General features: G+C 71.4%; 17 protein-coding genes and 1 tRNA gene. 16 read left to right on the top strand and 2 right to left on the bottom strand.

What is annotated here, in order from left to right; translation table 11 throughout:
* Positions 1–123: 123 nt before the first annotated feature.
* Together OG974_RS17610 and OG974_RS17605 are read left to right on the top strand one after the other, a co-directional pair.
* Positions 124–1,527: an NAD-dependent malic enzyme gene (locus OG974_RS17610; protein ID WP_327283654.1), complete on the top strand. Its 1,404-nt coding sequence runs from the start codon at positions 124–126 to the stop codon at positions 1,525–1,527.
* Between the two features lie 429 nt (positions 1,528–1,956).
* Positions 1,957–2,238: an HU family DNA-binding protein gene (locus tag OG974_RS17605; protein ID WP_030161324.1), complete on the top strand. Its 282-nt coding sequence runs from the start codon at positions 1,957–1,959 to the stop codon at positions 2,236–2,238.
* 221 nt (positions 2,239–2,459) lie between these two features.
* Here OG974_RS17605 and murA read toward each other — a convergent pair whose 3' ends face one another.
* Positions 2,460–3,806 carry a UDP-N-acetylglucosamine 1-carboxyvinyltransferase gene (gene murA / locus OG974_RS17600; protein ID WP_327283653.1) on the bottom strand — a complete coding sequence of 449 codons (1,347 nt, stop codon included), beginning with the start codon at positions 3,804–3,806 and terminating at the stop codon, positions 2,460–2,462.
* Positions 3,807–4,094: 288 nt separating this feature from the next.
* Between murA and OG974_RS17595 the strand changes: the two genes are divergently transcribed.
* The 13 genes from OG974_RS17595 to OG974_RS17535 all read left to right on the top strand — a co-directional run bounded on the left by OG974_RS17595 (position 4,095) and on the right by OG974_RS17535 (position 21,018).
* Positions 4,095–4,655 (top strand): YqgE/AlgH family protein, encoded by a 561-nt coding sequence (locus tag OG974_RS17595; RefSeq protein WP_327283652.1) that lies wholly within the window; start codon positions 4,095–4,097, stop codon positions 4,653–4,655.
* Positions 4,656–4,684: 29 nt separating this feature from the next.
* Positions 4,685–4,969: a DUF3039 domain-containing protein gene (locus OG974_RS17590; protein WP_030161320.1), complete on the top strand. Its 285-nt coding sequence runs from the start codon at positions 4,685–4,687 to the stop codon at positions 4,967–4,969.
* A gap of 225 nt (positions 4,970–5,194) precedes the next feature.
* On the top strand, positions 5,195–6,847 hold the full coding sequence (locus OG974_RS17585) for a beta-N-acetylhexosaminidase (RefSeq protein ID WP_371643685.1): 1,653 nt from the start codon (positions 5,195–5,197) through the stop codon (positions 6,845–6,847).
* 468 nt (positions 6,848–7,315) lie between these two features.
* Entirely contained in the window at positions 7,316–8,218 is a 903-nt protein-coding gene (locus OG974_RS17580; RefSeq protein WP_329313640.1) for an FAD binding domain-containing protein, read from the top strand.
* Positions 8,219–8,232: 14 nt separating this feature from the next.
* Positions 8,233–10,461, top strand: a complete 2,229-nt coding sequence (locus tag OG974_RS17575) for a 2Fe-2S iron-sulfur cluster-binding protein (RefSeq protein ID WP_371643683.1) — start codon at positions 8,233–8,235, stop codon at positions 10,459–10,461.
* On the top strand, positions 10,458–12,803 hold the full coding sequence (locus OG974_RS17570) for a xanthine dehydrogenase family protein molybdopterin-binding subunit (protein WP_371643681.1): 2,346 nt from the start codon (positions 10,458–10,460) through the stop codon (positions 12,801–12,803). Before OG974_RS17575 ends, OG974_RS17570 begins: the two co-directional genes overlap by 4 nt.
* A 168-nt stretch (positions 12,804–12,971) precedes the next feature.
* Complete coding sequence (locus OG974_RS17565; RefSeq protein WP_327283649.1) at positions 12,972–13,487, top strand: DUF2563 family protein; 516 nt, start codon at positions 12,972–12,974, stop codon at positions 13,485–13,487.
* Positions 13,487–14,938 (top strand): WXG100 family type VII secretion target, encoded by a 1,452-nt coding sequence (locus OG974_RS17560; protein WP_371643678.1) that lies wholly within the window; start codon positions 13,487–13,489, stop codon positions 14,936–14,938. The genes OG974_RS17565 and OG974_RS17560 overlap by 1 nt, the downstream gene beginning before the upstream one ends.
* A 21-nt stretch (positions 14,939–14,959) precedes the next feature.
* Positions 14,960–16,123 (top strand): type VII secretion-associated serine protease mycosin, encoded by a 1,164-nt coding sequence (mycP, locus tag OG974_RS17555; RefSeq protein ID WP_371643677.1) that lies wholly within the window; start codon positions 14,960–14,962, stop codon positions 16,121–16,123.
* A 140-nt stretch (positions 16,124–16,263) separates the two neighbouring features.
* The gene (gene mycP, locus OG974_RS17550) at positions 16,264–17,487 is read left to right on the top strand and encodes a type VII secretion-associated serine protease mycosin (protein ID WP_371643675.1); all 1,224 of its coding nucleotides are present in this window, start codon (positions 16,264–16,266) and stop codon (positions 17,485–17,487) included.
* Between the two features lie 25 nt (positions 17,488–17,512).
* The gene (locus OG974_RS17545) at positions 17,513–17,953 is read left to right on the top strand and encodes a hypothetical protein (protein ID WP_371643673.1); all 441 of its coding nucleotides are present in this window, start codon (positions 17,513–17,515) and stop codon (positions 17,951–17,953) included.
* 9 nt (positions 17,954–17,962) lie between these two features.
* Complete coding sequence (locus OG974_RS17540; RefSeq protein ID WP_371643671.1) at positions 17,963–20,305, top strand: hypothetical protein; 2,343 nt, start codon at positions 17,963–17,965, stop codon at positions 20,303–20,305.
* A gap of 65 nt (positions 20,306–20,370) precedes the next feature.
* Positions 20,371–21,018, top strand: coding sequence for a hypothetical protein (locus OG974_RS17535; RefSeq protein ID WP_328762897.1), 648 nt, complete (start codon positions 20,371–20,373; stop codon positions 21,016–21,018).
* A gap of 43 nt (positions 21,019–21,061) precedes the next feature.
* Here the strand turns inward: OG974_RS17535 and OG974_RS17530 are convergent.
* Positions 21,062–21,133, bottom strand: a tRNA-Cys gene (locus OG974_RS17530).
* Between the two features lie 179 nt (positions 21,134–21,312).
* Here OG974_RS17530 and OG974_RS17525 point away from each other — a divergent pair.
* Positions 21,313–22,782, top strand: a complete 1,470-nt coding sequence (locus tag OG974_RS17525) for an MFS transporter (protein ID WP_327283641.1) — start codon at positions 21,313–21,315, stop codon at positions 22,780–22,782.
* The last annotated feature ends 175 nt before the right edge of the window (positions 22,783–22,957 follow it).

The raw sequence follows: 22,957 nt of genomic DNA, 5'->3' as shown, positions 1-22,957 counted from the left end.
TTTGTAGCTGGTTACCTTGTACCGGCCGGTAGGTGGGACGATCGAACAACAGGTCCTGCCGCACCTGCCGTGCAGCCGGGCCCTGTGTGTACAAAAAACCAGGGACAGAAGAGGAACACGGCCATGGCAACGGCGCCCAGCGTCTCGTACTCGATGACGGTCCGCTTGGAAGTGCCCGCGAGCGGAACCGCGGTCTCCCAGCTCACCACCGCCGTGGAGTCTTCCGGGGGGTCGGTCACCGGCCTCGACGTGACCGCCTCCGGCCACGAGAAGCTCCGCATCGACGTCACCATCGCCGCGACCTCCACCGCGCACGCCGACGAGATCGTCGGCAAGCTCCGGGGGATCGAGGGCGTCAGCCTCGGCAAGGTCTCCGACCGAACCTTCCTGATGCACCTCGGCGGCAAGATCGAGATGGCGTCCAAGCACCCCATCCGCAACCGCGACGACCTCTCGATGATCTACACCCCGGGCGTCGCCCGCGTGTGCATGGCCATCGCCGAGAACCCCGAGGACGCGCGCCGCCTCACCATCAAGCGCAACTCCGTCGCAGTCGTGACGGACGGCTCCGCCGTACTGGGCCTCGGCAACATCGGCCCGATGGCCGCGCTGCCCGTCATGGAGGGCAAGGCGGCCCTCTTCAAGCGCTTCGCGGGCATCGACGCGTGGCCGATCTGCCTGGACACCCAGGACACCGACAAAATCGTCGAGATCGTCCGTGCGATCGCCCCGGGCTTCGCCGGCATCAACCTTGAGGACATCTCCGCGCCGCGCTGCTTCGAGATCGAGGCCCGGCTGCGCGAGGCCCTCGACATCCCCGTCTTCCACGACGACCAGCACGGCACCGCCATCGTCGTCCTCGCCGCCCTCACCAACGCACTTCGCGTGGTGGGCAAGGCAGTTGGCGACGTGAAGGTCGTCATGTCGGGCGCCGGCGCGGCCGGCACGGCCATCTTGAAGCTGCTCCTCGCGGCCGGCGTCAAGAACGTCGTCAGCGCCGATATCCACGGTGTCGTGCACGCGGGCCGCCCCGACCTGGTCGACGCCGCCGTCGATTCGCCGCTGCGCTGGATCGCCGACAACACCAACCCCGAGGGCTACACGGGCACTCTGAAGGAGGCCGTGGTCGGCGCCGACGTGTTCGTCGGCGTCTCGGCCCCCAACGTCCTGTCCGGTGAGGACGTCGCGGCCATGGCGGAAGGCGCGATCGTGTTCGCGCTCGCGAACCCGGACCCCGAGGTGGACCCGGCCGTCGCCCGTCAGACCGCCGCCGTCGTGGCCACCGGCCGCTCCGACTTCCCGAACCAGATCAACAACGTGCTGGTCTTCCCGGGTGTCTTCCGCGGCCTGCTGGACGCCCAGTCCCGCACGGTGAACACGGACATGATGCTGGCCGCCGCGAGTGCGCTGGCGGACGTCGTCGGCGAGGACGAGCTCAACGCCAACTACATCATCCCGTCGGTCTTCAACGACAAGGTGGCCGGTGCGGTCGCCGGCGCCGTCCGCAAGGCCGCGTCGGCGATCTGACGCGCAGTCGTCCACGGAGCCCGTCCGTCGCGGGGTCCGGCGCGGTGTCCCGCACGGGGCCGGCGCCGGGCCCCGCACCCGGTCGGGCACGGGGCCGGCGGCCGCTGTGACGGCCCTCACGGCTCGCCCGTCCCGGCGCGTCGCGAGATGCGGGCCCGGCGGGCCGCCTCTAGGGTTGCGGGGATGCCCGCGAGGTCCGCGGTCCGCATCCACCAAGTGCGGACGGAGCGTCACCGCGGCGTGACTGTGGCGCTTTTCGTGTGACCCTGGCGGGTGCCGGATTGGCTTTCCCGCCGCTGGTGGGGGCAGGATGCGTAACCGGGCGAGAGGGTCTGACGTTCAGACCCGGGTCCGGGGACTGTCCGAGGGCCCTGGCAGCATCGGCTTCGATCTCACGCCTCTAAGGCAAGTTGAACACGGGAGTACAACATGAACCGCAGTGAGCTGGTGGCCGCTCTGTCCGAGCGCGCCGAGGTGACCCGCAAGGACGCCGACGCCGTTCTGGCCGCGCTCGCCGAGACCGTCGGCGAGATTGTCGCCAAGGGCGACGAGAAGGTCACCATCCCCGGCTTCCTGACCTTCGAGCGCACCCACCGTGCCGCTCGCACCGCGCGCAACCCGCAGACCGGCGACCCCATCCAGATCCCGGCCGGCTTCAGCGTGAAGGTCTCCGCGGGCTCCAAGCTCAAGGAAGCCGCCAAGGGCAAGTAGTCCGCCCTTGTGCCGAGGGCCGCACTGGCCCTCGGGACGGCAGCAGTACGCAGCGAACGCCGAAGGGCGGCCACCCGGGTGGGTGGCCGCCCTTCGGCCTGTCCAGGGCCCCTTGCAGGGCCTTGACGGGTACTGCACGGGACTGCGCGGGACCGGACCGCACCGCGGACCGCGCGGGGTTCGGCGGGCGCTCCCTCGGGTGCGCCCGCCTCACCGGTGCCTCAGACGAGGTCGCCGCCCGGGAGTTCGACCTTCGCTCCCAGCTCCACGAGCTTCTCCATGAAGTTCTCGTAGCCGCGGTTGATGAGGTCGATTCCGTGGACCCGCGAGGTGCCCTCGGCCGCCAGCGCCGCGATCAGGTACGAGAATCCACCGCGCAGGTCGGGGATGACCAGGTCGGCGCCCTGCAGCTTGGTCGGGCCGGAGACGACCGCCGAGTGCAGGAAGTTGCGCTGCCCGAACCGGCAGGCGCTGCCGCCCAGGCACTCCCGGTACAGCTGGATGTGTGCACCCATCTGGTTGAGGGCCGAGGTGAATCCCAGGCGGGACTCGTAGACCGTCTCGTGGACGATCGAGAGGCCCGCGGCCTGCGTCAGGGCCACCACCAGCGGCTGCTGCCAGTCCGTCTGGAAGCCGGGGTGCACGTCCGTTTCGAGCGCGATCGCGTTGAGCGGACCGCCCGGGTGCCAGAAGCGGATGCCCTCGTCGTCGATCTCGAAGGCGCCGCCGACCTTCCGGTACGTGTTCAGGAAGGTCATCATCGAGCGCTGCTGCGCCCCGCGGACGTAGATGTTGCCGCCGGTCGCCAGCGCCGCGGAAGCCCAGGAGGCGGCCTCCAGGCGGTCCGGGAGCGCCTTGTGGTTGTAGCCGCCGAGGCGGTCGACACCGGTGATCCGGATGGTCCGGTCGGTGTCCATGGAGATGATGGCGCCCATCTTCTGCAGTACGCAGATGAGGTCCTCGATCTCCGGCTCCACCGCGGCGTTGCTGAGCTCGGTGACGCCCTCGGCCAGAACGGCCGTCAGCAGCACCTGTTCGGTCGAGCCGACCGAGGGGTAGGGCAGGCGGATCTTGCAGCCGCGGAGGCGCTGCGGGGCCTCCAGGTACTGGCCGCCCTCGCGCTTCTCGATGGTCGCGCCGAACTGGCGGAGCACGTCGAAGTGGAAGTCGATCGGCCGGCCGCCGATGTCGCAGCCGCCGAGACCCGGGATGAAGGCGTGGCCGAGGCGGTGCAGCAGCGGCCCGCAGAACAGGATCGGGATGCGCGACGAACCCGCGTGCGCGTCGATGTCGGCGACGTTCGCGCTCTCGACGTGGGTCGGGTCGAGCACGAGCTCGCCCGGCTCCTCGCCGGGGCGGACGGTCACCCCGTGCAGCTGGAGCAGCCCGCGCACGACCCGGACGTCGCGGATGTCGGGAACGTTGCGGAGCCGACTGGGTCCGCTGCCGAGCAGAGCGGCGACCATGGCCTTGGGCACGAGGTTCTTCGCACCGCGGACACGGATCTCGCCCTCAAGCGGGGTACCGCCATGGACAAGCAGTACGTCGTCTCTGTCTGTGCCGGTCATGAATCTCGCGTTCCGGAGAGGGGCTCCCCCGGCGAGGCCAGAGGAGGGTGGGCAGGGGGCCAGGGAAAAGGGTAAGGGGCACGACCCCCTTGTTCGTAAGGCTGACGCGGCCGTAGGACTGTCATGAATTAGCCACAACACCCACAGTGCCCACCTCATGGCGGAGTGTTGCATTCCGCCCGCGGAGGTGCCGCGCGCTCCTTCCTGCTGCGGTGCGCCCTGAGCTGCGTGCGATCCGTTGGCCCCGCCCGCTCCCCCTGAAGGGCGAATGTGGGGGATCATGTCGGCATGACCGAGGTGTCCTCCCTCACAGGGCGGCTGCTCGTGGCCACCCCCGCCCTCGCGGATCCGAACTTCGACCGCGCGGTGGTGCTCCTGCTCGACCACGACGAGCAGGGCTCCCTCGGCGTGGTCCTGAACCGGCCCACCCCCGTCGGCGTCGGCGACGTCCTGCTGCCCTGGGCGACCCTGGCCGGCGATCCCGGGGTCGTCTTCCAGGGCGGCCCGGTGGGGCTGGACTCGGCGCTCGGCGTGGCGGTCATTCCGGGCGAGGAGGGGCCACTCGGATGGCGCCGCGTGTACGGGGCGATCGGACTGGTCGACCTGGAGACCCCGCCGGAGCTGCTGGCCGCGGCTCTCGGCTCGCTGCGGATCTTCGCCGGGTACTCGGGCTGGGGTCCGGGCCAGCTGGAGATCGAGCTCGGCGACGGCGCCTGGTACGTCGTGGAGTCGGAGCCGGGGGACGTGTCGTTCCCCGATCCCGAACGACTGTGGCGGGCGGTGCTGCGCCGCCAGCGCAACGAGCTCGCGATGGTCGCCACGTATCCGGACGACCCGTCGCTCAACTGACCCGCGCACGGGTCGGTACCCTGGCTTTTATGAGCACTCTTGAGCCCGAGCGCGGGACTGGTACGGGGACCCTCGTAGAGCCGACGCCGCAGGTGTCCCACGGCGACGGCGACCACGAGCGCTTCGCCCACTACGTCCAGAAGGACAAGATCATGGAGAGCGCGCTCGGCGGCACCCCCGTCGTCGCGCTCTGCGGCAAGGTGTGGGTACCGGGCCGGGACCCGAAGAAGTACCCGGTCTGCCCCATGTGTAAGGAGATCTACGAGTCCATGGGTCCCGGCGGGGACAAGGACAAGGGCGGCAAGGACAAGTAGTCCGGTCCTGCCGTTGCGTCCGGTCCTGCCCGTCCGTCCGGCCCGTTCCCGGCAGGACCGAGGACCCCGAAGGACCCGAAAGGCCCTCGGATGCGCTGGTGCGCGTCCGGGGGCCTTTGCCGTGCGAGGGGCGAGGGCTAGGGTCGGCCGCACGGGCGCCGGGCGCGCCACGTGAAACGTGCGTTGCGCATGCTGCAACGGCTGGACGGTGGAGGGGTCGAGGCCATGCCCGAGTTGATTCCGGAACCGCGGTACGCGCGATTCGCCCGCGACGCAGGCGAGTGCCTGCTGGACGATCCGCTGCTCGACGTCGGCCCCGGCACCGAGGGCACCGCCCGCTGGCTGCGCCGTGAGCTCGGCGGCGCGACCGGCTGGGAGCTGCCCGCGCCGGCCCCGGGCGAGGCGTACGGCGGGCGCGCGGTGATCCGGCTGGTGCTCCGCCCCGAGCTGGCCCGCAGCGTCGGTGCGGAGTCGTACGAGCTGCACGTCGCACAGCGGGGGCTGCTGCTCGAAGGCGCTGACCCGGCGGGCCTCTTCTACGCCGCGCAGACGCTGCGCCAGCTGCTCGGCCCCGAGGCCTACCGCCGCGCCCCGACCGCGCCGGGCCGCGGCTGGCGGCTGCCGATCGGAGGCGTCCAGGACGGCCCCCGCTTCGGCTGGCGCGGCATGATGCTCGACGTGGCCCGGCACTTCATGCCGAAGGACGGGGTGCTGCGGTACATCGACCTGCTGGCCGCGCACAAGCTCAACGTGCTGCACCTGCACCTGACGGACGACCAGGGCTGGCGGGTCGAGATCAAACGCCACCCGCGGCTCACCGGTGTCGGCGCGTGGCGGCCGCGCAGCCGGTGGGGGCACCGGGCGTCGCCGCTGTGGAACGAGACCCCGCACGGCGGCTTCTACACGCAGGACGACATCCGCGAGATCGTCGCGTACGCCGCCGAGCGGCACGTCCGGGTGGTCCCGGAGATCGACGTGCCGGGGCATTCGCAGGCCGCGATCGCCGCGTACCCGGAACTGGGCAACACCGACGTCGTGGACACCGCCGCGCTGGAGGTGTGGGACGACTGGGGCATCAACGAGAACGTGCTCGCGCCGACCGAGGCCGTACTGCGCTTCTACGAGGGGGTCTTCGAGGAGCTGCTGGAGCTGTTCCCCTCGGACGTCTCGCCCTTCGTGCACGTGGGCGGCGACGAGTGCCCCAAGGAGCAGTGGCGCGCCTCGGCGGCCGCACAGGAGCGGATCCGGGAGCTGGCGGTGGACGGGGAGGACGGGCTCCAGTCCTGGTTCATCCGGCACTTCGACGGCTGGCTCGCCGAGCGCGGGCGACGGCTGATCGGGTGGGACGAGATCCTGGAGGGCGGGCTCGCGCCGGGCGCTGCGGTGTCCTCTTGGCGCGGGTACGCGGGCGGGATCGCCGCCGCCGAGGCCGGGCACGACGTCGTGATGTGCCCGGAGCAGCGGGTGTACCTGGACCACCGTCAGGCGGGCGGCCCGGAGGAGCCGGTGCCGATCGGGTACGTGCGCTCGCTGGAGGACGTGTACCGCTTCGAGCCGGTGCCGCCGAAGCTGTCCGCGGAGGCGGCGGCCCGCGTACTGGGCGCGCAGGCCAACGTGTGGACCGAGGTGATGGAGAACCAGAGCCGGGTCGACTACCAGGTGTTCCCGCGGCTGGCGGCCTTCGCGGAGGTGGTGTGGTCGCCGCTGCCCGACCCGGACGAACGGGACTACGCGGGCTTCGAGGCCCGGATGGGCGGGCACTACCGGCGGCTTGACGTACTGGGTGTCGACTACCGGCCGCCGGGCGGGCCGTTGCCGTGGCAGCGGCGGCCCGGGGTGCTCGGCCGTCCGATCGAGGGGGAGCCCCCGAACGTGTGAGGTGGGTGGGGCGGACCGGCGTGGTGAGCGGGTGGTGAACGGGGTGCGACCGGGGTGTGGTCGGGGTGTGGTCGGGGTGTGACCGCGCGGCCGGCGTGGCCGGTGTGGCCGGAACCCGTCCGCACGCTCCGGCCCGATGGCGGCGCGACTCTTTCGGACTGTTCGTCCCCGATCGGAATCCTTCGGACTTCTTCGGAACCCCGGACCGTTCCGGGACGTCCTTCGTTCTTGGGGGGTGCCGGGAACTCTTGCTCGATTTCGGCTTATTGGGCGAAACTCTTGGATCCGGCTGTTTCGGTGGATACGGGTGAAACCGGACGGCCGGAAGCTCCAGGGGGCGCCCGCGGGACCCTCGCGCCGGGCGGTGGGGAAGATGTGCCAGAGTTGCCACGTCCCGGCGGTGAGGACGTACCGTACGGCGGACAGGCGTGAGCGCCGGGACCGGGACATCGGGAAGGGGCAGCTGGGTTGACCACGCACGCACCGCATGCACTGCATTCATCTCAGGGGCCGCAGGCGGCGCAGTCCGTGACGCTGCCGGCCTCGCTCGACGAGGCCGTGGCGGCTCTCGCCGCCATGCCCGCCGCCGTGCCCGTCGCCGGCGGCACCGACCTCATGGCCTCCGTCAACGCCGGGCAGCTGCGGCCCGCCGCGCTGGTGGGCCTGGGCCGGATCAACGAGATCCGCGGCTGGCAGTACCAGGACGGGCACGCCCTGCTCGGCGCCGGGCTCACCCACGCGCGGATGGGGCGGCCGGATTTCGCCGCTCTGATCCCCGCACTGGCCGCGGCCGCACGCGCCGCCGGACCCCCGCAGATCCGCAACGCCGGCACCCTCGGCGGCAACATCGCCACCGCCGCGCCGACGGGCGACGCGCTGCCCGTACTGGCCGCGCTGGAGGCGATCCTCGTCGTCCACGGCCCCGGCGGGTCACGACGGGAGATCCCGGTCTCGTACCTGCTGGCCGGCCGCGAGATGCTGCGGCCCGGCGAGCTGATCGGATTCGTACGGGTGCCGCTGCTGCACGCGCCGCAGGTCTTCCTGAAGGCCACGGGGCGTACGGGGCCGGGGCGCGCCGTGGCGTCCGTGGGGCTCGTACTGGATCCCGCGCGCCGGGGTGTCCGCTGTGCGATCGGCGCGGTCGCCCCGATGCCGCTGCGGCCGCTGGAGGCCGAGCAATGGGTGGCCTCGCTCATCGACTGGGACGGGGGGCGGACGCTCGCCCCCGAGGCACTGGAGGCGTTCGGCGAGTACGTCGCGGCCGCCTGCGTCCCCGACCAGGGCGAACCGGTGGCTCCCGGGGTACTGCATCTGCGGCGGACGGTCGCCGTGCTGGCACGGAGGGCCCTGGGGAGGGCGCTGACCTCATGAGTGGGAACGAGAACGTGAGCGGAACGACGGGGGACGCGGGTCCCGCGGGGCCGGCGCACACCGAAGCCGGCTGGGGCTGGGAGCCGGTGCCGCAGGGCGGCGAGTACGACTCCGACGCGACGGCCTTCGTGAAGCTGCCGCAGGACATGCTGGACGCGCTCGGCACCGGGGAGCCGCTCGCGGCGCCCGGGCACGGCTACGTGCCGCCGCCGATGATCGTGCCGCTGGGCTCCGGCAGCGCCGATCCGACGGCGACGGGCACGTGGACGATTCCGGTGCAGTGGCCGGACGCGGGAACGACGCCCCAGGACGGCGGGGGAGCCACGGCCGCCATGGCTGAGTCAGGCGCGGCCGTGGCCGCGCCCGCGCCGGTCGGCGGGCCGATCCCGGCGTCGATCCCGATCCCGGCGTCGGTGGCGGCGGCGTTCGCGGATCCGGGGCAGGCTCCGGTGCAGGTGGCGGGACACGACTCGGGCCGGGTGGCGGGCCAGGCTCAGGGCCAGGCCCAGGCATCGGTCGAGGGTGAGCACGATCCCGGTGCGACCGCCGAGTGGCGCTTCCCGGACGCGGTGCAGGACGCCGAGCCCGTGACCACCGGCCAGTGGACCCTTCCGGAACTGCAGGAGCAGACCGGCGAGTTCCGGCACAGCGCGCCGGCCGCGGACTGGAGCCAGGCCCCGGCGACGCTGCCGGGCGGCGCCGCCGCCCCCTGGGCGACCCACCCCGACTTCGAAGCCGCGCGTCCGGATGCCGTGATGAGCTCGGGCGTGCTGCCCGAGGCGCGGCCCGACGCGGGCGACGCCGGCACCTCGGGCGCGAGCCTGCGCCGGCTCGGCGGCCCCGGCGTCGGCGGCCCCGGACGCGGCCCGCGCGTCCTGGGCGGACCGGGCGTGGGCACCCTCCCGGAGGCGGAGGAGGAGCCGGCGCATCCGGCCCCGCACGACATCGAGGCCGCCCACGGCCCGGCGGCGACGCCGGTGACGGCCGAGCGTCCGCACCCCGGCGCGGAGGCCACCGAGCTGCCGGGGACGGTTCCGGTCGGCGCGGCTGCCGAGATGACGGCCGACGCGGTCGCGGTCGTGGAGCCGGAGCGCGAAGCGAGCGCCGTCGCGGCCGCGGAGTACGCCCTTGCGGGTGCTCCCGGCGCCACCGGCTTCGCGGAGCCCGGGGTCACGATCGGGCACGGGGTGACCGGGCACGAGGTGATCGGGCACGACACCAACGGGCACGACACGACCGGGCACGACACGAACGGGCACGGTTTCACGGCATCCGGCCATGGCCCCGGCCACGGCCCTGCCGGGGCGGAGCCCGGGCCGACTGGTGAGCACGGGTTCACGGCGGAGCCCGCCGACACCGACGGGCGCGGCTTCACCGGAGCCGCCGGAGCCGCCGGGTCGGCCGAAGCCGCCGGGGTGGTTCCGGAGGCCGGGGCGGTCGGGGGCCGGGGTTCGGGTCCGGGCGGAGCCGGGGCCGCGGGAACGCCGGGTGCGGACACCGCCGACATCGCCGTGACAACACCGGATGCGGGAACGGCCGAAGGTTTCCCGGCCGAGGTGCCGACGTACGAAGAAGAACCGGCTGCCGGGGCCGTCGCCCATCACGAGCACCCGCTGGCTTCCTACGTCCTGCGCGTCAACGGCGCCGACCGGCCCGTCACCGGTGCGTGGATCGGCGAGTCCCTGCTCTACGTGCTGCGCGAGCGCCTCGGCCTCGCCGGCGCCAAGGACGGCTGCTCGCAGGGCGAATGCGGGGCGTGCGCCGTGAAGGTCGACGGCCGGCTCGTCGCCTCCTGCCTGGTTCCGGCCGCGACGGCGGCGGGCAGCGAGGTACGGACCGTGGAGGGGCTCGCCAGCGGCGGGGAACTCTCGGACGTGCAGCAGGCGTTGTGCAGGTCGGGCGCGGTGCAGTGCGGGTTCTGCGTGCCCGGCATGGCCATGACCATCCACGACCTGCTGGAGGGCAACCACGCCCCCAGCGAGCTGGAGACCCGGCAGGCCCTGTGCGGGAACCTCTGCCGCTGCTCCGGCTACAAGGGCGTCATCGAGGCCGTCCGCGAGGTCGTCGCCGAGCGCGAGGCGACGGCCACGGCCGACGCGCCTGCGGCCGGACCCGGCAACGGACACGAACCGGGGCACGGGCACGAACCCGGGCACGGGCCAGGGAACGGCTCGGAGGCGCGTATTCCGCACCAGGCACCGCCCGGCGAGGGCGGGATCCACCACAACGGAGGCATGGCGTGAGCGGGCACGACGCGGCCACGGCGACGGCGACGGTATCGGTCTCCACGGGTGTCTCGGCCGCCGTCGCGCCCGAGGCGGCCGAGCAGCAGGTCCCGCGCGGAATCGGCGCCTCCGTGCCCTCCGCCGACACCCGCGCCAAGAGCGAGGGCACCTTCCCGTACGCCGCCGACCTGTGGGCCGAGGGCCTCCTCTGGGCGGCCGTCCTGCGCTCCCCGCACGCCCACGCCCGCATCCTCTCCGTCGACACCTCCGCAGCCGCCGCCATGCCCGGCGTACGCGCCGTCGTCACCCACGCCGACGTCCCCGGCGCGACCACGCACGGCCGCCGCATCGCCGACCGGCCGGTCTTCGCCCACGACGTCGTCCGCCACCACGGCGAGCCCATCGCCGCCGTCGCCGCCGACCACCCGGACACCGCCCGCCTCGCCGCCGCGGCGATCGCCGTCGAGTACGAGCTCCTCGACGCCGTCACGGACCCCGAGCAGTCCTTCGGCGCCCCCGCCCTGCACCCCGACGGCAACCTGATCCGGCACATCCCGCTCCGCTACGGCGACCCGGAGGCCACCGGCGAGGTCGTCGTCGAGGGCCTGTACCGGATCGGCCGCCAGGACCCCGCGCCCATCGGCGCCGAGGCCGGGCTGGCAGTGCCCCGGCCCGACGGCGGAGTGGAGATCTACACCGCCTCCACCGACCCGCACCTGGACCGCGACCTGGCGGCGGCGTGCTTCGGCCTCGAACCCGACCGGGTACGGGTCGTCGTCACGGGTGTCCCCGGCGCCACGGCCGACCGCGAGGACGCCGCCTTCCAGCTGCCGCTCGGCCTGCTCGCCCTGCGGACCGGCCACCCGGTCAAGCTGGCCGCCACCCGCGAGGAGTCCTTCCTCGGCCACACCCACCGCCACCCGACGCTGCTGCGCTACCGCCACCACGCGGACGCGGACGGCAGGCTCGTCAAGGTCGAGGCCCAGATCCTGATGGACGCGGGCGCGTACGCCGACTCGTCCTCCGAATCCCTGGCCGCGGCGGTGGCCTTCGCCTGCGGCCCGTACGTCGTCCCGCACGCCTTCGTCGAGGGCTGGGCTGTCCGTACGAACAACCCGCCGTCGGGCCACGTACGGGGCGAGGGCGCGATGCAGGTCTGCGCCGCGTACGAAGGCCAGATGGACAAGCTCGCAGCCGCCCTCGGCATCGACGGCGCGGAACTGCGCCTGCGCAACGTGCTGGCGACCGGCGACCTCCTGCCCACCGGCCAGACCGTCACCTGCCCGGCCCCCGTGGCGGAACTGCTGCGCGCCGTACGTGACTTCGAGCTCCCCTCCCTCCCGAAGGACGCCCCGGAGGAAGAATGGCTGCTGCCGGGCGGCCTGGAGGGCGCGGGCGAACCCGGCGCGGTACGGCGCGGGGTCGGGTACGGCGTCGGCATGGTCCACATGCTCGGCGCGGAGGGCACGGACGAGGTCTCGACGGCGACGGTCAAGGTCGTCAACGGGGCGGCGACGATCATCTGCGCGGCCGTCGACACCGGCCAGGGCTTCTCCACGCTCGCCCGCCAGATCGTCCAGGAGACGCTCGGCGTGGACGAGGTGGTCATGGCCCCGGTCGACACCGACCAACCGCCGGCGGGCTCGGCGGCGCACGGCCGCCACACGTGGGTGTCCGGAGGCGCCGTCGAACGCGCCGCGAAGATGGTCCGCACCCAACTCCTCCAGCCGATGGCCCACAAGCTCGGCATGTCGACGGAACTCCTCCAGATCCAGGACGGCCGGATCACGTCGTACGACGGCGCGTTCTCGACGACGGTCGCCGAAGCCATGGCGGGCAAGGAACTCTGGGCGACGGCCCAGTGCCGCCCCCACCCGACGGAGCCCCTGGACGGCGACGGCCAGGGCGACGCGTTCGTCGGCCTCGCCTTCTGCGCGATCCGCGCGGTGGTGGACGTGGACATCGAGCTGGGCTCGGTGCGCGTGGTCGAACTGGCGGTGGCCCAGGACGTGGGCCGCATCCTCAACCCCCGCCAGCTGGAAGCCCGTATCGAAGCGGGCGTCACGCAGGGAGTGGGCGCGGCCCTGACGGAGAACCTCCGCTCGGTGTCGGGCCTGGTCCGCCACCCGGACCTGACGGGCTACGCCCTGCCGACGGCGCTGGACGCCCCGGTGGTCCGCATCGTCAAACTGGTCGAAGAGCGGGACGTGGTGGCCCCGTTCGGCGCGAAGGCGGCCAGCGCGATCCCTGTGGTGACGGCCCCGGCAGCGGTAGCCTCGGCAGTGCGCTCGGCGACGGGCCGCCCGGTGAACAGGCTCCCGATCCGGCCCTCGGCAGCGGTCGCGACGCCCAACTCTTGACCGTGTGACCCGCATTGCACGTGCAACCCCGAGCTTGGGACTGTCGGAACCGGTCGCTAGAGTGATCGGTAAGACGTAGTACGTGCGCGTGCGAACGGGTGCGAACGGGGCCGTGAAGCAGCGGAAACGCTGTAACCACGGGGATGACGGGGAGTCGGGGAGGCCATCGTGGCAGAGGAGTCGGCGCCTGGCCTGTTGGGGCTGGGCGGTATCGGTGCGGGTGTGGCGGACGCGATCCTGGCGCAGGCGAAGGCGCTTGAGGTCGAGTTCGAGTCGATGAAGGATTTCAAGAACCGGGTCGACGAGCTCCTGGACAAGCTCGACGGATCCCAGGCGGCCGACAAGAAGCTGGCCCACACCACCCTGCCCGACGGGGTGTTGGGCCACGGCTTCGCGGAGGCGGACGCCCTCCACAAGACGTACTCGACGGTGCACACCCAGCTGCAGAACCTGTCGAAGGGCCTGGCGGGGCAGATCGAGGCCCTGGGCATCGCGATCCTGACGGCGGGCAAGGGCTACGGCGGCGTCGACGCGGAGACCGAGGCGCGGATGCGCGCCATCGTCGCGCAGGCCAAGAAGGACTACGTTCCTGATCGCGACCCGCTGGTGAAGGAAAAGGAGAAGGAGAAGGCCGCTCAGCCGACTCCGACGGGCCAGGGCAAGACGGGGAAGGGCAAGATCTGATGGCAACGGACTTTGAGGGCTATACGCACCAGCAGCTGCTCGCCATGATCGCTTCCCTCGACGCGGAAACGGTGAAGACCCGCGGTACCCAGCTGACGGAGGCGGCCAAGACGATCAAGGAGATCGGCGAGAGCCTCAAGAAGCATCGGGTGAAGGGCTGGGAGGGCGAAGCCGCCACGGCCTTCGAGACCTGGATCGGCCAGACGGGCAGCGCGACGCTGCGCCTGGGCGACTACAGCGAGGCCGGCGGCAAGTGGATGACCGAGGCCGCGCAGACCATGGTCGAGGTCAAGAAGAACATGCCGGCCTACGACACGGGTGCGGCCGCCGATCTGAAGGCCGCCAAGGACTTCCACAACGACCCGGACTCGGTCAAGGTCGGCCAGATCGCCAGCGTCAAGCTGAACGGCGACCATCAGAAAGCCGTCGACGCCCTGACGAAGCTTGCGGGCTCGTACGACCAGTCGACGACCCAGATGGGCAAGGCAGAAATCCCGACGTTCCCGCCGCCGCCGGGGGCGTTTGAGCCGGACGGCGCAAAGGGCAGCGACGTCTATGTAGAGCGTTCTTCTGGGGGTTCTGGAGGAAGCTCAGGTTCTGGTGGGAGTTCGTATGTGCCATCGACACCGCCCGGCGGTTCCTCGAACGAGCTCGGCCAGGTAACGACTCGCCACCCGGACGGCGCGCCGCTCCCGACGACCGGTCCCGCACTGGTTCCCAGCCTGCCAGACCGGAATGTAGACGTGGACCTCGACCACGTTGCGACGCTTCCCGATAAGACGCTTCCTCCGGTCACGGGTCTGCCCAACGTTCCGACCCCCGGCCCGGGACCGAGTGGCGGCCCCGGGCTCGGCCCCGTTGCGCCCATCACTCTCCCGCCCATTGGTACGCCGATCCCGTCCGGTGGCGGACCCGGCGGCAAGTTCCAGGTCGCGACTCCTCCCCTCAGTAAGGCTGGTGGCCCCGGAGGCCTTCTCCCGCGCGACACCGGGATCATGGGTGGTCGCCCGGTGACCACCAATGGACCGACCGCTGGTATCCCGCGTGGCACGGTCATCGGCCAGGAAGGCGGCCAGCAGGCACTCGGCCGGGGCATGGGTAGCGGAATGCACCCCGGCGGCGGGGGCGGCCCGCACGCTGGCCAGGGCGGCGGTTCCGGCATGGGGCGCCGGCTGGCCATGGAGCCCGGCGGTGTCGTCGGTGGCCGTCAATCCGCCCCGATCGGTCGTCCTACCACGGGAAGCCAGCCGTTCACACAGGGTGGCTCGGGCCTCGTGCGCAATGGTTCCGGAGCCGGTTCGGCCCGCGGGACCATGGGGCATGCAGGTGCGGGTGTCCACGCTCCCGGCAACCGGCGTGACCAGCAGGGTGGGGAGCGCCCTGACTACCTGGCAGAAGACGAAGAGACCTGGCAGAGCAACGATCGCGTTGTTCCGCCGGTGATCGACTGAGCAGAACGGACATTGCACGGGATGCACAGGCGTAAGGCGACCGCGGCCCTGGTCGGCCTCCTGCTGGCCGGGGTCGCCGCGACCCCGGCCCACGCGGAGACGGTTCGGTCCAAGCAGTGGCATCTCGACGCCATGAAGGCCGACGACATCTGGAAGATCAGCACTGGAAAAGGGGTCACCGTCGCGGTGATCGACACAGGTGTTGGCCGGATTCCCGAACTTGATGGCCAAGTCCTCCCAGGCAAGAACTTCGCGGCGCCCAGCTATGAAGGCGATGAACGTACGGACTACGGTCACCACGGCACGACCATGGCTGCGATCATCGCAGGGAATGGGAAGGGGCCCCGGGGTGTGGACAGCGCCTTTGGGCTGGCTCCGGGCGCAAAGATTTTGCCTCTCAGGATCGATATTGGCGGCGATGGCGGCACGCCGTTTCGGGCTATGAGTGAAGCGATCCGCTTTGCGGCTGACTCGGATGCAAAAATCCTCAACATTTCGATGGCAGGCTCTAACAAGAGCGAGAATCTCACCAATTCGGTCAAGTATGCCCTTGGTAAGGGGAAGCTCATCTTCGCCGCCGTTGGCAATGACGGGAACGGTGACATCTACTATCCGGCTGCGACGCCGGGTGTGGTGGGTGTCGGCGCTGTTGATGCTGATGGTGCTGCGACTAATGAGTCGCAGCACCATGCATATGTTGATATGTCTGCGCCGGGCATAAATATCCTGACAGGATGTGATGGTGGCACAGGGCTCTGCAACAGCCACGGCACCAGTGACGCCACCGCCCTCGCCTCCGCCTCGGCGGCCCTGCTCTGGTCCGCGCACCCCGACTGGACCAACAACCAGGTCCTCCGAGTTCTGCTGAACACGGCCGGCAAGCCCGATGACGGTCCGCGGAACGACTACGTCGGCTATGGCGTGGTGCGCCCCCGGATCGCAGTGCCGACCCCCGGCGACCCCGGTCCGGCGGATGTCTTCCCGCTCCCCGACCTGGCAGCGGCAGACGCGAAGAACTCGCCCGCTCCGTCGACCAACAGCAAAAAGCCCGAGTCCAGCGCGCCCAATGCCGAGGCGAAGAAGAGCGAGGGCGGCAGCCTTCCCTGGCTTGCCCTCGGGCTGGGTGCCTGCGTGCTGATCGGTGGAGCCGTGACCGCGGTGCTCGTCCGTCGCAGGAACCGCTGACGACACGCGTGCGCATGCGTAAGGCGACCTCGGCCCTGGTGGGTCTCCTCCTGGCCAGGGTCGCCGCGATCCCGGCCCACGCGGACGGCGGGGCCGTCGTCGCTGTTGTCGTTCGGCGCAGGAACGCCTAACGTCACCCGATGCGGATGCGCCGGACGACCTCGGCCCTGGTGGGCCTGCTGCTGGCCGGGGTCGGCGCGGCTCCGGCCGCCCAGGCCCGGTCGGCTCGGCCGGAGCAGTGGCATCTCGGTGCCATGCACGCCGACGACATCTGGCAGATCAGCACCGGTCGAGGCGTCACCGTCGCCGTCATAGACACCGGCGTCGGCCGGATCCCCGAGCTCGACGGCCAGGTGGTCCGGGGCAAGGACTTCTCCCACGGCTACGACGGCGACGAGCGCACCGACTACGGCGATCACGGCACCGGTATCGCCGCCCTGATCGCCGGTACGGGCAAGCGCCCGTCCGGCGACGGGGCGTTCGGGCTGGCTCCCGGGGCCAAGATCCTTCCGTTGCGCGTCTCCGAGGGCGGCGGGAACCTCCGCCTCCACCAGTCGATAGCCGAGGCGATCCGCTTCGCGGCGGACTCGGACGCCAAGGTCCTGAACATCTCCTTCGGCGGGCCGGGCGAGAGCGGGGAGCTCGACGCCGCCGTCAGGTACGCCCTGGACAAGGGCAAGTTGATCTTCTCCTCGGTCGGCAACGACGGGGAGGGACCCAACGAGGTCATGTACCCCTCCGGCTCGCCCGGAGTGGTCGGCGTCTCGGCCGTCGGCGCGGACGATGCAGCGACCGAGGAGTCCCAGCACGGCCCGCAGGTCGACCTGGCAGCCCCCGGTGTCGACATCGTCACCAGCTGCGCCGACGAGGCTGACTCCGGCGCGAGCTTCTGCAGTCACCACGGCACCAGCGACGCCACCGCCCTCGCCTCCGCGTCGGCCGCCCTGATCTGGTCCGCCCACCCCGACTGGACCGGCAACCAGGTCCTGCGGGTGCTGCTGAACACCGCCGGCAAGCCCGACGGGGGTGAGCGCGACGACCACGTCGGCTACGGCGTCGTACGCCCCCGCACCGCCCTCCTCGCCCCCGACGCACCCGGAGGCCCCGATGCCCCCGGCCCCGACGCGTCCGGAGGCCGCAACGCCCCCGGAGACCCCGGTCCCGCGGACGTCTACCCACTCCCCGACCTCGCGGCCGCCGAGGTGGCGGGCGCGTCCGCCGCGCTCGCTCCGGCGTACGCCGCTCACGCGCAGAACAAGACAATCGGCGGCCGGCTCCTTCCCTGGGCCGTCCTCGGGATGGGAGCCTGCCTCCTCGTCGCCGGGGCCGTAACCACAGCCGCAGTTCAACGTGTTAGACGCTGATGTGACACAAGGAGAAAAGCACGCGATGTCGTTCGACGAGGAATGGTCCACCGCGCGAGCCACCGCCGCGGCCAACGTCTCGATGCGACTCGATCACGTACCCGCCGACCCGGGCGGGGGCGGTGGCGGCGGGAGCGGCGGGAGCGGCGATCTTGAGATCAACCAGGACCACATCGGCGCCATCGGCTCCGAGGCCTACAAGTTGCACACCCGCCTCCTGACCGACGGCAAGCACGCCGCGACGGCTTCGGCCGAGGCGGCCGGTGCGCTCACCAAGGAGGGCTTCGCCGGGGGTGCTGCGCTGGCCAAGGTCAACGCCACGTGGGAGAGCCAGGTGAAGACGCTGGTGGCCGCCTGCGCGACCATCTCCAACGGTCTCAACTACTCGCTCTCCTCCCACGCCAAGGAGGAACAGCAGCTCCACGCCGACTTCACGGCCTCCGCCATCGACACGTACTTGAAGTAGGCGCCCACGATGCTGACGTACGAGAACGTGCTCAACGCCCCCGTCGACAAGCTCCAGACGGCCGTCACCGACTGGAAGGCGATGGCCGACAAGCTCGACGAACTCGCCGAGTCGGCCCGCAACGGGATGAAGGCGAAGTCCGACAAGGCCCGGTGGAGCGGCGTCACCGCCGGTGTGGCGCGAGGGTTCGTCGACAAGACGGCCAAGGAGTTCGAGGACGCGGCGAAGGAGGCCAAGGGCGTCCACACGGCCCTGACCGAGGGACTCGCCGTCTTCAAGGCCTCCAAGGAGCAACTGCAGAAGATCGCGACCGAGGAGGCGCCGGCGGCCGGCTTCCAGGTCGGTGCCGACGGCAAGGTCACCGCCACCCCGCTCGCCACCGAGGCCGACCGCAACGCGGCCCGCCACGATCCGGACTACCAGCAGTCCATCCGGGAGAACCGCGGGCTGTGGCAGAAGAAGATCGACGACATCGTCGACAACTGCGACGACGTCGACCAGTCGCTGGCCCGCACGCTGGCCGCGAACGTCACCGACGGCCACGACTTCAGCGGGCCCACGTACGCGAGCCTCGTCACGGAGCAGGCCGGCCGTGCCGCAGACCTGGCCAAGAAGGGGCGTGACCTGACGCACGCCGAACTCGTCGAGCTCAACGAGCTGCTGGCGGACAACGCCAAGGTCCCAGAATTCTCCAAGGACTTCTACACGGCCCTCGGACCCAAGGGCGCGCTCCAGTTCTTCGGGTACATGGCCACCGACACCTACGACTACTCGAAGCTCGACGAACAGCGCCTCAAGGACGTCCAGGAGCTCCAGAAGAACCTGGGCCTCAACCTGGCCACGGCCACGAACTCGAAGAACGAGCCGCACCTGCCCGACAGCTTCGCGCAGGACCTGCGCAAGCTGGGCACGCAGCACATCCCGCTCGCCAGGTACGACCAGAACCCGCCGTACGGGTACCAGCTGCTCGGCGGCATCATGCGGTACGGGAACTACGACCCGAAGTTCCTGGTCCCCATCGCCGAGCACGCCACGCAGATCCACGCCAAGGACCCGGACTTCTTCAACGGGACGCGGCAGCTGAACGGCTACGGCAAGAACCTCTTCAACCCCTCGGGGACCAACGGCGCCGGCTACGACCCGGTGGTCAGCTTCCTGGAGGCCCTGGGCCACAGCCCGGAGGCGGCCCAGCAGTTCTTCGACCCCGAACGGTCGCCGCACGCGTACAACCAGGACGGCACGGAGAAGTCCGGGGCGGCCGATCTGGGCAAGGGCGCGGACAAGAAGCCGATCAAGGGCTACCTCGACTTCTTCGGCAACGCGAAGTACGACTTCACCATCGACATGGAGGGCACGAACCCGGACGACCTGAAGAAGGTCCAGCAGTACATGCCGGACGCCCTGGGCCACGCCCTGGAAGCGGCGACCTTGGGCCACGCCTGGGACGACCCGGCGCCCAGGCTGGAACGCGACGACGTCTCTTCGCGCATCATGCAGGAGGTCGTCTCCAAATACGGTGGCGATGCGGCGCTGCTGAAGAACCAGGAGTCGATGGCGGACAGTCTCGGGCGCATGGGGGCCGGTTACATCGATGACCTGAACGGGGCTCTGAACGGCAACAACTCCAAGAGCGTCTTCGTGCGGGCTGCCGACGGCCATGCGCTGTTCGATCAGGAGCAGGCCCGTAAATTCCTCAGCAGCCTGGGCCAGCATCCCGATTCCTGGCTCACGATGTCGCGCGCGGAGTCGATCTTTCAGGCCTCCGTGCTGGAGAGCCAGGTGGGCGCGGACGGAAAGCTCAACCAGAGCGGCCTGATGGAGGCGGCGCGAGCGGGCGGGGAGTTCCAGGGGATCCTGGACGAGTCCCGCGGCAAACAGATCGATGCCGACGCGGAGAAGTGGCTCAAGGACTACGACCGAGCCCTGGAGAAGCGCTCGGGCTGGATCGAGTTCGGCACCACCGCGGGAATCGCGGCCGGTGTCGCGTTCCTGCCGGCCACCGCCCTGGCGGCGGGTGCAGCCGCCGTGATCGTGCCGCTCGCCGTCGACACCGGAAGCGGGGTGCTGGAGCAGGCCGCGAGTGGGCTCGTCAGCGATTGGTCGGACGCGGAGTCGGAGCGCAAGAAGGACAAGATCGAAGGCAAGGCCCACGACGACAAGGCGAGCGTGTACCAAGAAGGCGAACGTCAGTCCCGAGGGCCCGTGGACCACTTCCTGGAGCGGCACCCGGTCAGCGACGACGACCCGCTGGACGAGGTCCTGAGGCAGTCGTCGATGACCGGCTACAACACGGGCTGGGGCCTTGAGCGGCACACCGGCAACGAGTCCCAGACGAAGAAGCCCGGCGAGTGAAGGGGCGGCGCGCAAGTTCGGGGCGGCAACGGGCGCGGCGTGCCGGTGTAGCGCTGGGGACGACGGTGGCAGCCGTTCTCGTGGTCGGATGCGGCGGGGACGAACAGGACGGTCAACCGGTCCGCCTCTCCGCAGCCGAGGTGTGCCGTGACGGCCTCTTGAACACGGGCGCCGCACGCGGGGTCGAGCTGCTCACCGGAGCCTCCGAATTCGATCCGCCGCGCAAGGGTGCCGTTGAGAGCGTGGTGGCGGTGGCAGAGCACCTGTCCGGCGGCTATGCCGCGATCGGCGCCTCCAAGGGCGGCACGGTCTGCGAGGCGGTGCCGTTCGACACGACGAACAGGCGACGTCTGTCGGTGTCGTTCGAGATCCAGCACGAATCGCAGCGGACGGGAGAGGGGAGCGAGCAGGGAAAGGGTTTCTACTGGGAGTACGAACTGGGCCGAAACGCCCTCGTCCTCTCCGACCAGGCTCACCTGTTCTTCGATTGCGCTGGCACTCGCCTCGCCGGACCCGACACCGCGGTGCCGGTCAAGGTGGGTGTCAGTCTCTCGTCCGGGTCCAAAGGGGACGAGCCGTCCCTGCGGGAAGCCAACCTTGCCATCGCGCACTCCGCTGCTCTCGCGATGAGCCGGGAGCTGGGGTGCAGGGACAACGGTGGTCTGCCGGCCGTGTTGGTCGTCAAGCAGAAGGCCGCCAAGACCACGCCATGAAGGGAAGGCCGCTCAGACGGGGTCTGAGCGGCCTTCCCTTCAGAAGCCGTGGCGGGAATTGAACCCGCGTGCCTCGCTTTGCAGGCGAGTCCCTCAACCACTCGGGCACACGGCTGTGGGGTGGTGATGGCATGACCGTACGGGCGGGGGCGGGGGGTTGGAAGGGGGGTGGCCGGGGTGCAATGTGACTGCCATGCCGCGTTCACAGTTCTCGGGGCCTAGGACTCGCGGACGAGTGCGGGATCCGTCGAATTGACAGGGGTGCAACCGGGCCACGGGCCTTACCCTGGGGCGATGAGTGCCCTTGAGCCCCGCGTGCCACAGCGCAGTGTGCCCGTTCCGCCCCAGCCGCAGGACGGGATCCTGGGGTCCGCGTACCGGACGCTCAGCATCGGGATCATCTCCGTCATCTTCCTCATCGCGTTCGAGGCGACCGCCGTGGGCACCGCCATGCCCGTTGCCGCCCGGGAGCTGGACGGGATCGCGCTCTACGCCTTCGCCTTCTCCGCGTACTTCACCACCAGCCTCTTCGGCATGGTGTTGTCCGGGCAGTGGGCCGACCGGCAGGGGCCGTTGCGGCCGCTGACCGTCGGGATCGGGGCCTTCGCCGCCGGGCTGGTGTGCGCCGGGACCGCCGGGGACATGTGGGTGTTCGTCCTGGGGCGGGCCGTGCAGGGGTTCGGGGGCGGGCTCGTCATCGTCGCGCTGTACGTCGTGGTCAGCCGCGCGTACGAGGAGCGGCTGCGGCCCGCGATCATGGCCGCCTTCGCCGCGAGTTGGGTGGTGCCGTCCATCGTCGGGCCGCTGGCCGCGGGGACCGTGACCGAGCACCTCGGCTGGCGCTGGGTGTTCCTCGGGATACCGGGCCTGGTGGTCGTGCCGCTCGTCGTCGCGCTGCCCGCGATACGGCGGACCGCGTCGGGGCCGGTGGACACGGGCGCGCCGCCCGCGGCATTCGACCGGCGGCGGATCCGGCTGGCCTTCGGGATCTCGTTCGGGGCGGGGCTGCTCCAGTACGCCGCCCAAGACCTGCGGTGGCTGTCGCTGCTGCCGGCCGTCGCGGGTGCGGCGCTGCTGGTGCCCGCCGTACGGGGGCTGCTGCCGCGCGGGACGTACCTGGCGCGGCGCGGGTTGCCTTCGGTAGTGCTGCTGCGCGGCGTGGCCGCGGGGTCGTTCATCGCGGCGGAGAGCTTCGTGCCGCTGATGCTGGTCACCCAGCGGGGGCTGAGTCCGACGCTGGCCGGGTTCTCGCTCGCGGCGGGCGGGCTGACGTGGGCGGGCGGCTCGTGGTTGCAGTCCAAGGGGCGGATGGCGCCGTACCGGGAGCGGCTGATGGTGCTGGGGATGGTGTTCGTCGCCGTCGCCATCGCGGCCGCGCCGGCGGTGCTGATCCAGTCGGTGCCGGTGTGGACGCTGGCGCTGGCCTGGGCGGTGGGGTGCCTCGGGATGGGGCTGGTGATCGGGTCGACGAGCGTGCTGCTGCTGGAGCTGTCCGCGCCGGAGGAGGCCGGGGCCAATTCCGCCGCGCTGCAGATCTCCGACGCGCTGGCCAACGTGGTGCTGCTCGCGGCCGGCGGCGCCGCGTTCGCCGTGCTGGGCGGGGGCGCGGTGGGGGCCGGCCACGGTGTGTCGGAGGGCGCGGGCGGGTCCGCGCACCCCGCCGCCTTCGTGGTGGTGTTCCTGCCGATGGCTTGCGTGGCGCTGGTGGGAGCCTGGGTCGCGACCCGGCTGGACCCGCCGACCGTCAACCCCGCGAAGCCCTGAGCCCGCCCGACCCCGCCCGATCCGCCCGAGCTGCCCGTCCGGCCCCGCCCGATCCGCCCGAGCTGCCCGTCCGGCTCCGCGCGATCCGCCCGTCTGGTCTTGCCCGAGCCGACCGTCCGGCCCCGCGCGTCCGGCCTCGCCCCGGCGGTCCCGGCGCCCGCTCATGTGCGCCCGC

This window comes from Streptomyces sp. NBC_00597 (assembly GCF_041431095.1).
Lineage (GTDB): Bacteria > Actinomycetota > Actinomycetes > Streptomycetales > Streptomycetaceae > Streptomyces.
The sequence above is the reverse complement of the archived record's forward strand: the minus strand, read 5'-3'. Positions and strand labels throughout refer to the sequence as shown.

What these genes read in the sequence shown, in the direction of transcription:
- OG974_RS17610 (WP_327283654.1), top strand. Translation starts at nt 124, where the DNA reads ATGGCAACGGCGCCCAGCGTCTCGTACTCGATGACGGTCCGCTTGGAA.
- OG974_RS17605 (WP_030161324.1), top strand. Translation starts at nt 1,957, where the DNA reads ATGAACCGCAGTGAGCTGGTGGCCGCTCTGTCCGAGCGCGCCGAGGTG.
- murA (WP_327283653.1), bottom strand. Translation starts at nt 3,806, where the DNA reads ATGACCGGCACAGACAGAGACGACGTACTGCTTGTCCATGGCGGTACC.
- OG974_RS17595 (WP_327283652.1), top strand. Translation starts at nt 4,095, where the DNA reads ATGACCGAGGTGTCCTCCCTCACAGGGCGGCTGCTCGTGGCCACCCCC.
- OG974_RS17590 (WP_030161320.1), top strand. Translation starts at nt 4,685, where the DNA reads ATGAGCACTCTTGAGCCCGAGCGCGGGACTGGTACGGGGACCCTCGTA.
- OG974_RS17585 (WP_371643685.1), top strand. Translation starts at nt 5,195, where the DNA reads ATGCCCGAGTTGATTCCGGAACCGCGGTACGCGCGATTCGCCCGCGAC.
- OG974_RS17560 (WP_371643678.1), top strand. Translation starts at nt 13,487, where the DNA reads ATGGCAACGGACTTTGAGGGCTATACGCACCAGCAGCTGCTCGCCATG.
- mycP (WP_371643677.1), top strand. Translation starts at nt 14,960, where the DNA reads ATGCACAGGCGTAAGGCGACCGCGGCCCTGGTCGGCCTCCTGCTGGCC.
- mycP (WP_371643675.1), top strand. Translation starts at nt 16,264, where the DNA reads ATGCGGATGCGCCGGACGACCTCGGCCCTGGTGGGCCTGCTGCTGGCC.
- OG974_RS17545 (WP_371643673.1), top strand. Translation starts at nt 17,513, where the DNA reads ATGTCGTTCGACGAGGAATGGTCCACCGCGCGAGCCACCGCCGCGGCC.
- OG974_RS17540 (WP_371643671.1), top strand. Translation starts at nt 17,963, where the DNA reads ATGCTGACGTACGAGAACGTGCTCAACGCCCCCGTCGACAAGCTCCAG.
- OG974_RS17525 (WP_327283641.1), top strand. Translation starts at nt 21,313, where the DNA reads ATGAGTGCCCTTGAGCCCCGCGTGCCACAGCGCAGTGTGCCCGTTCCG.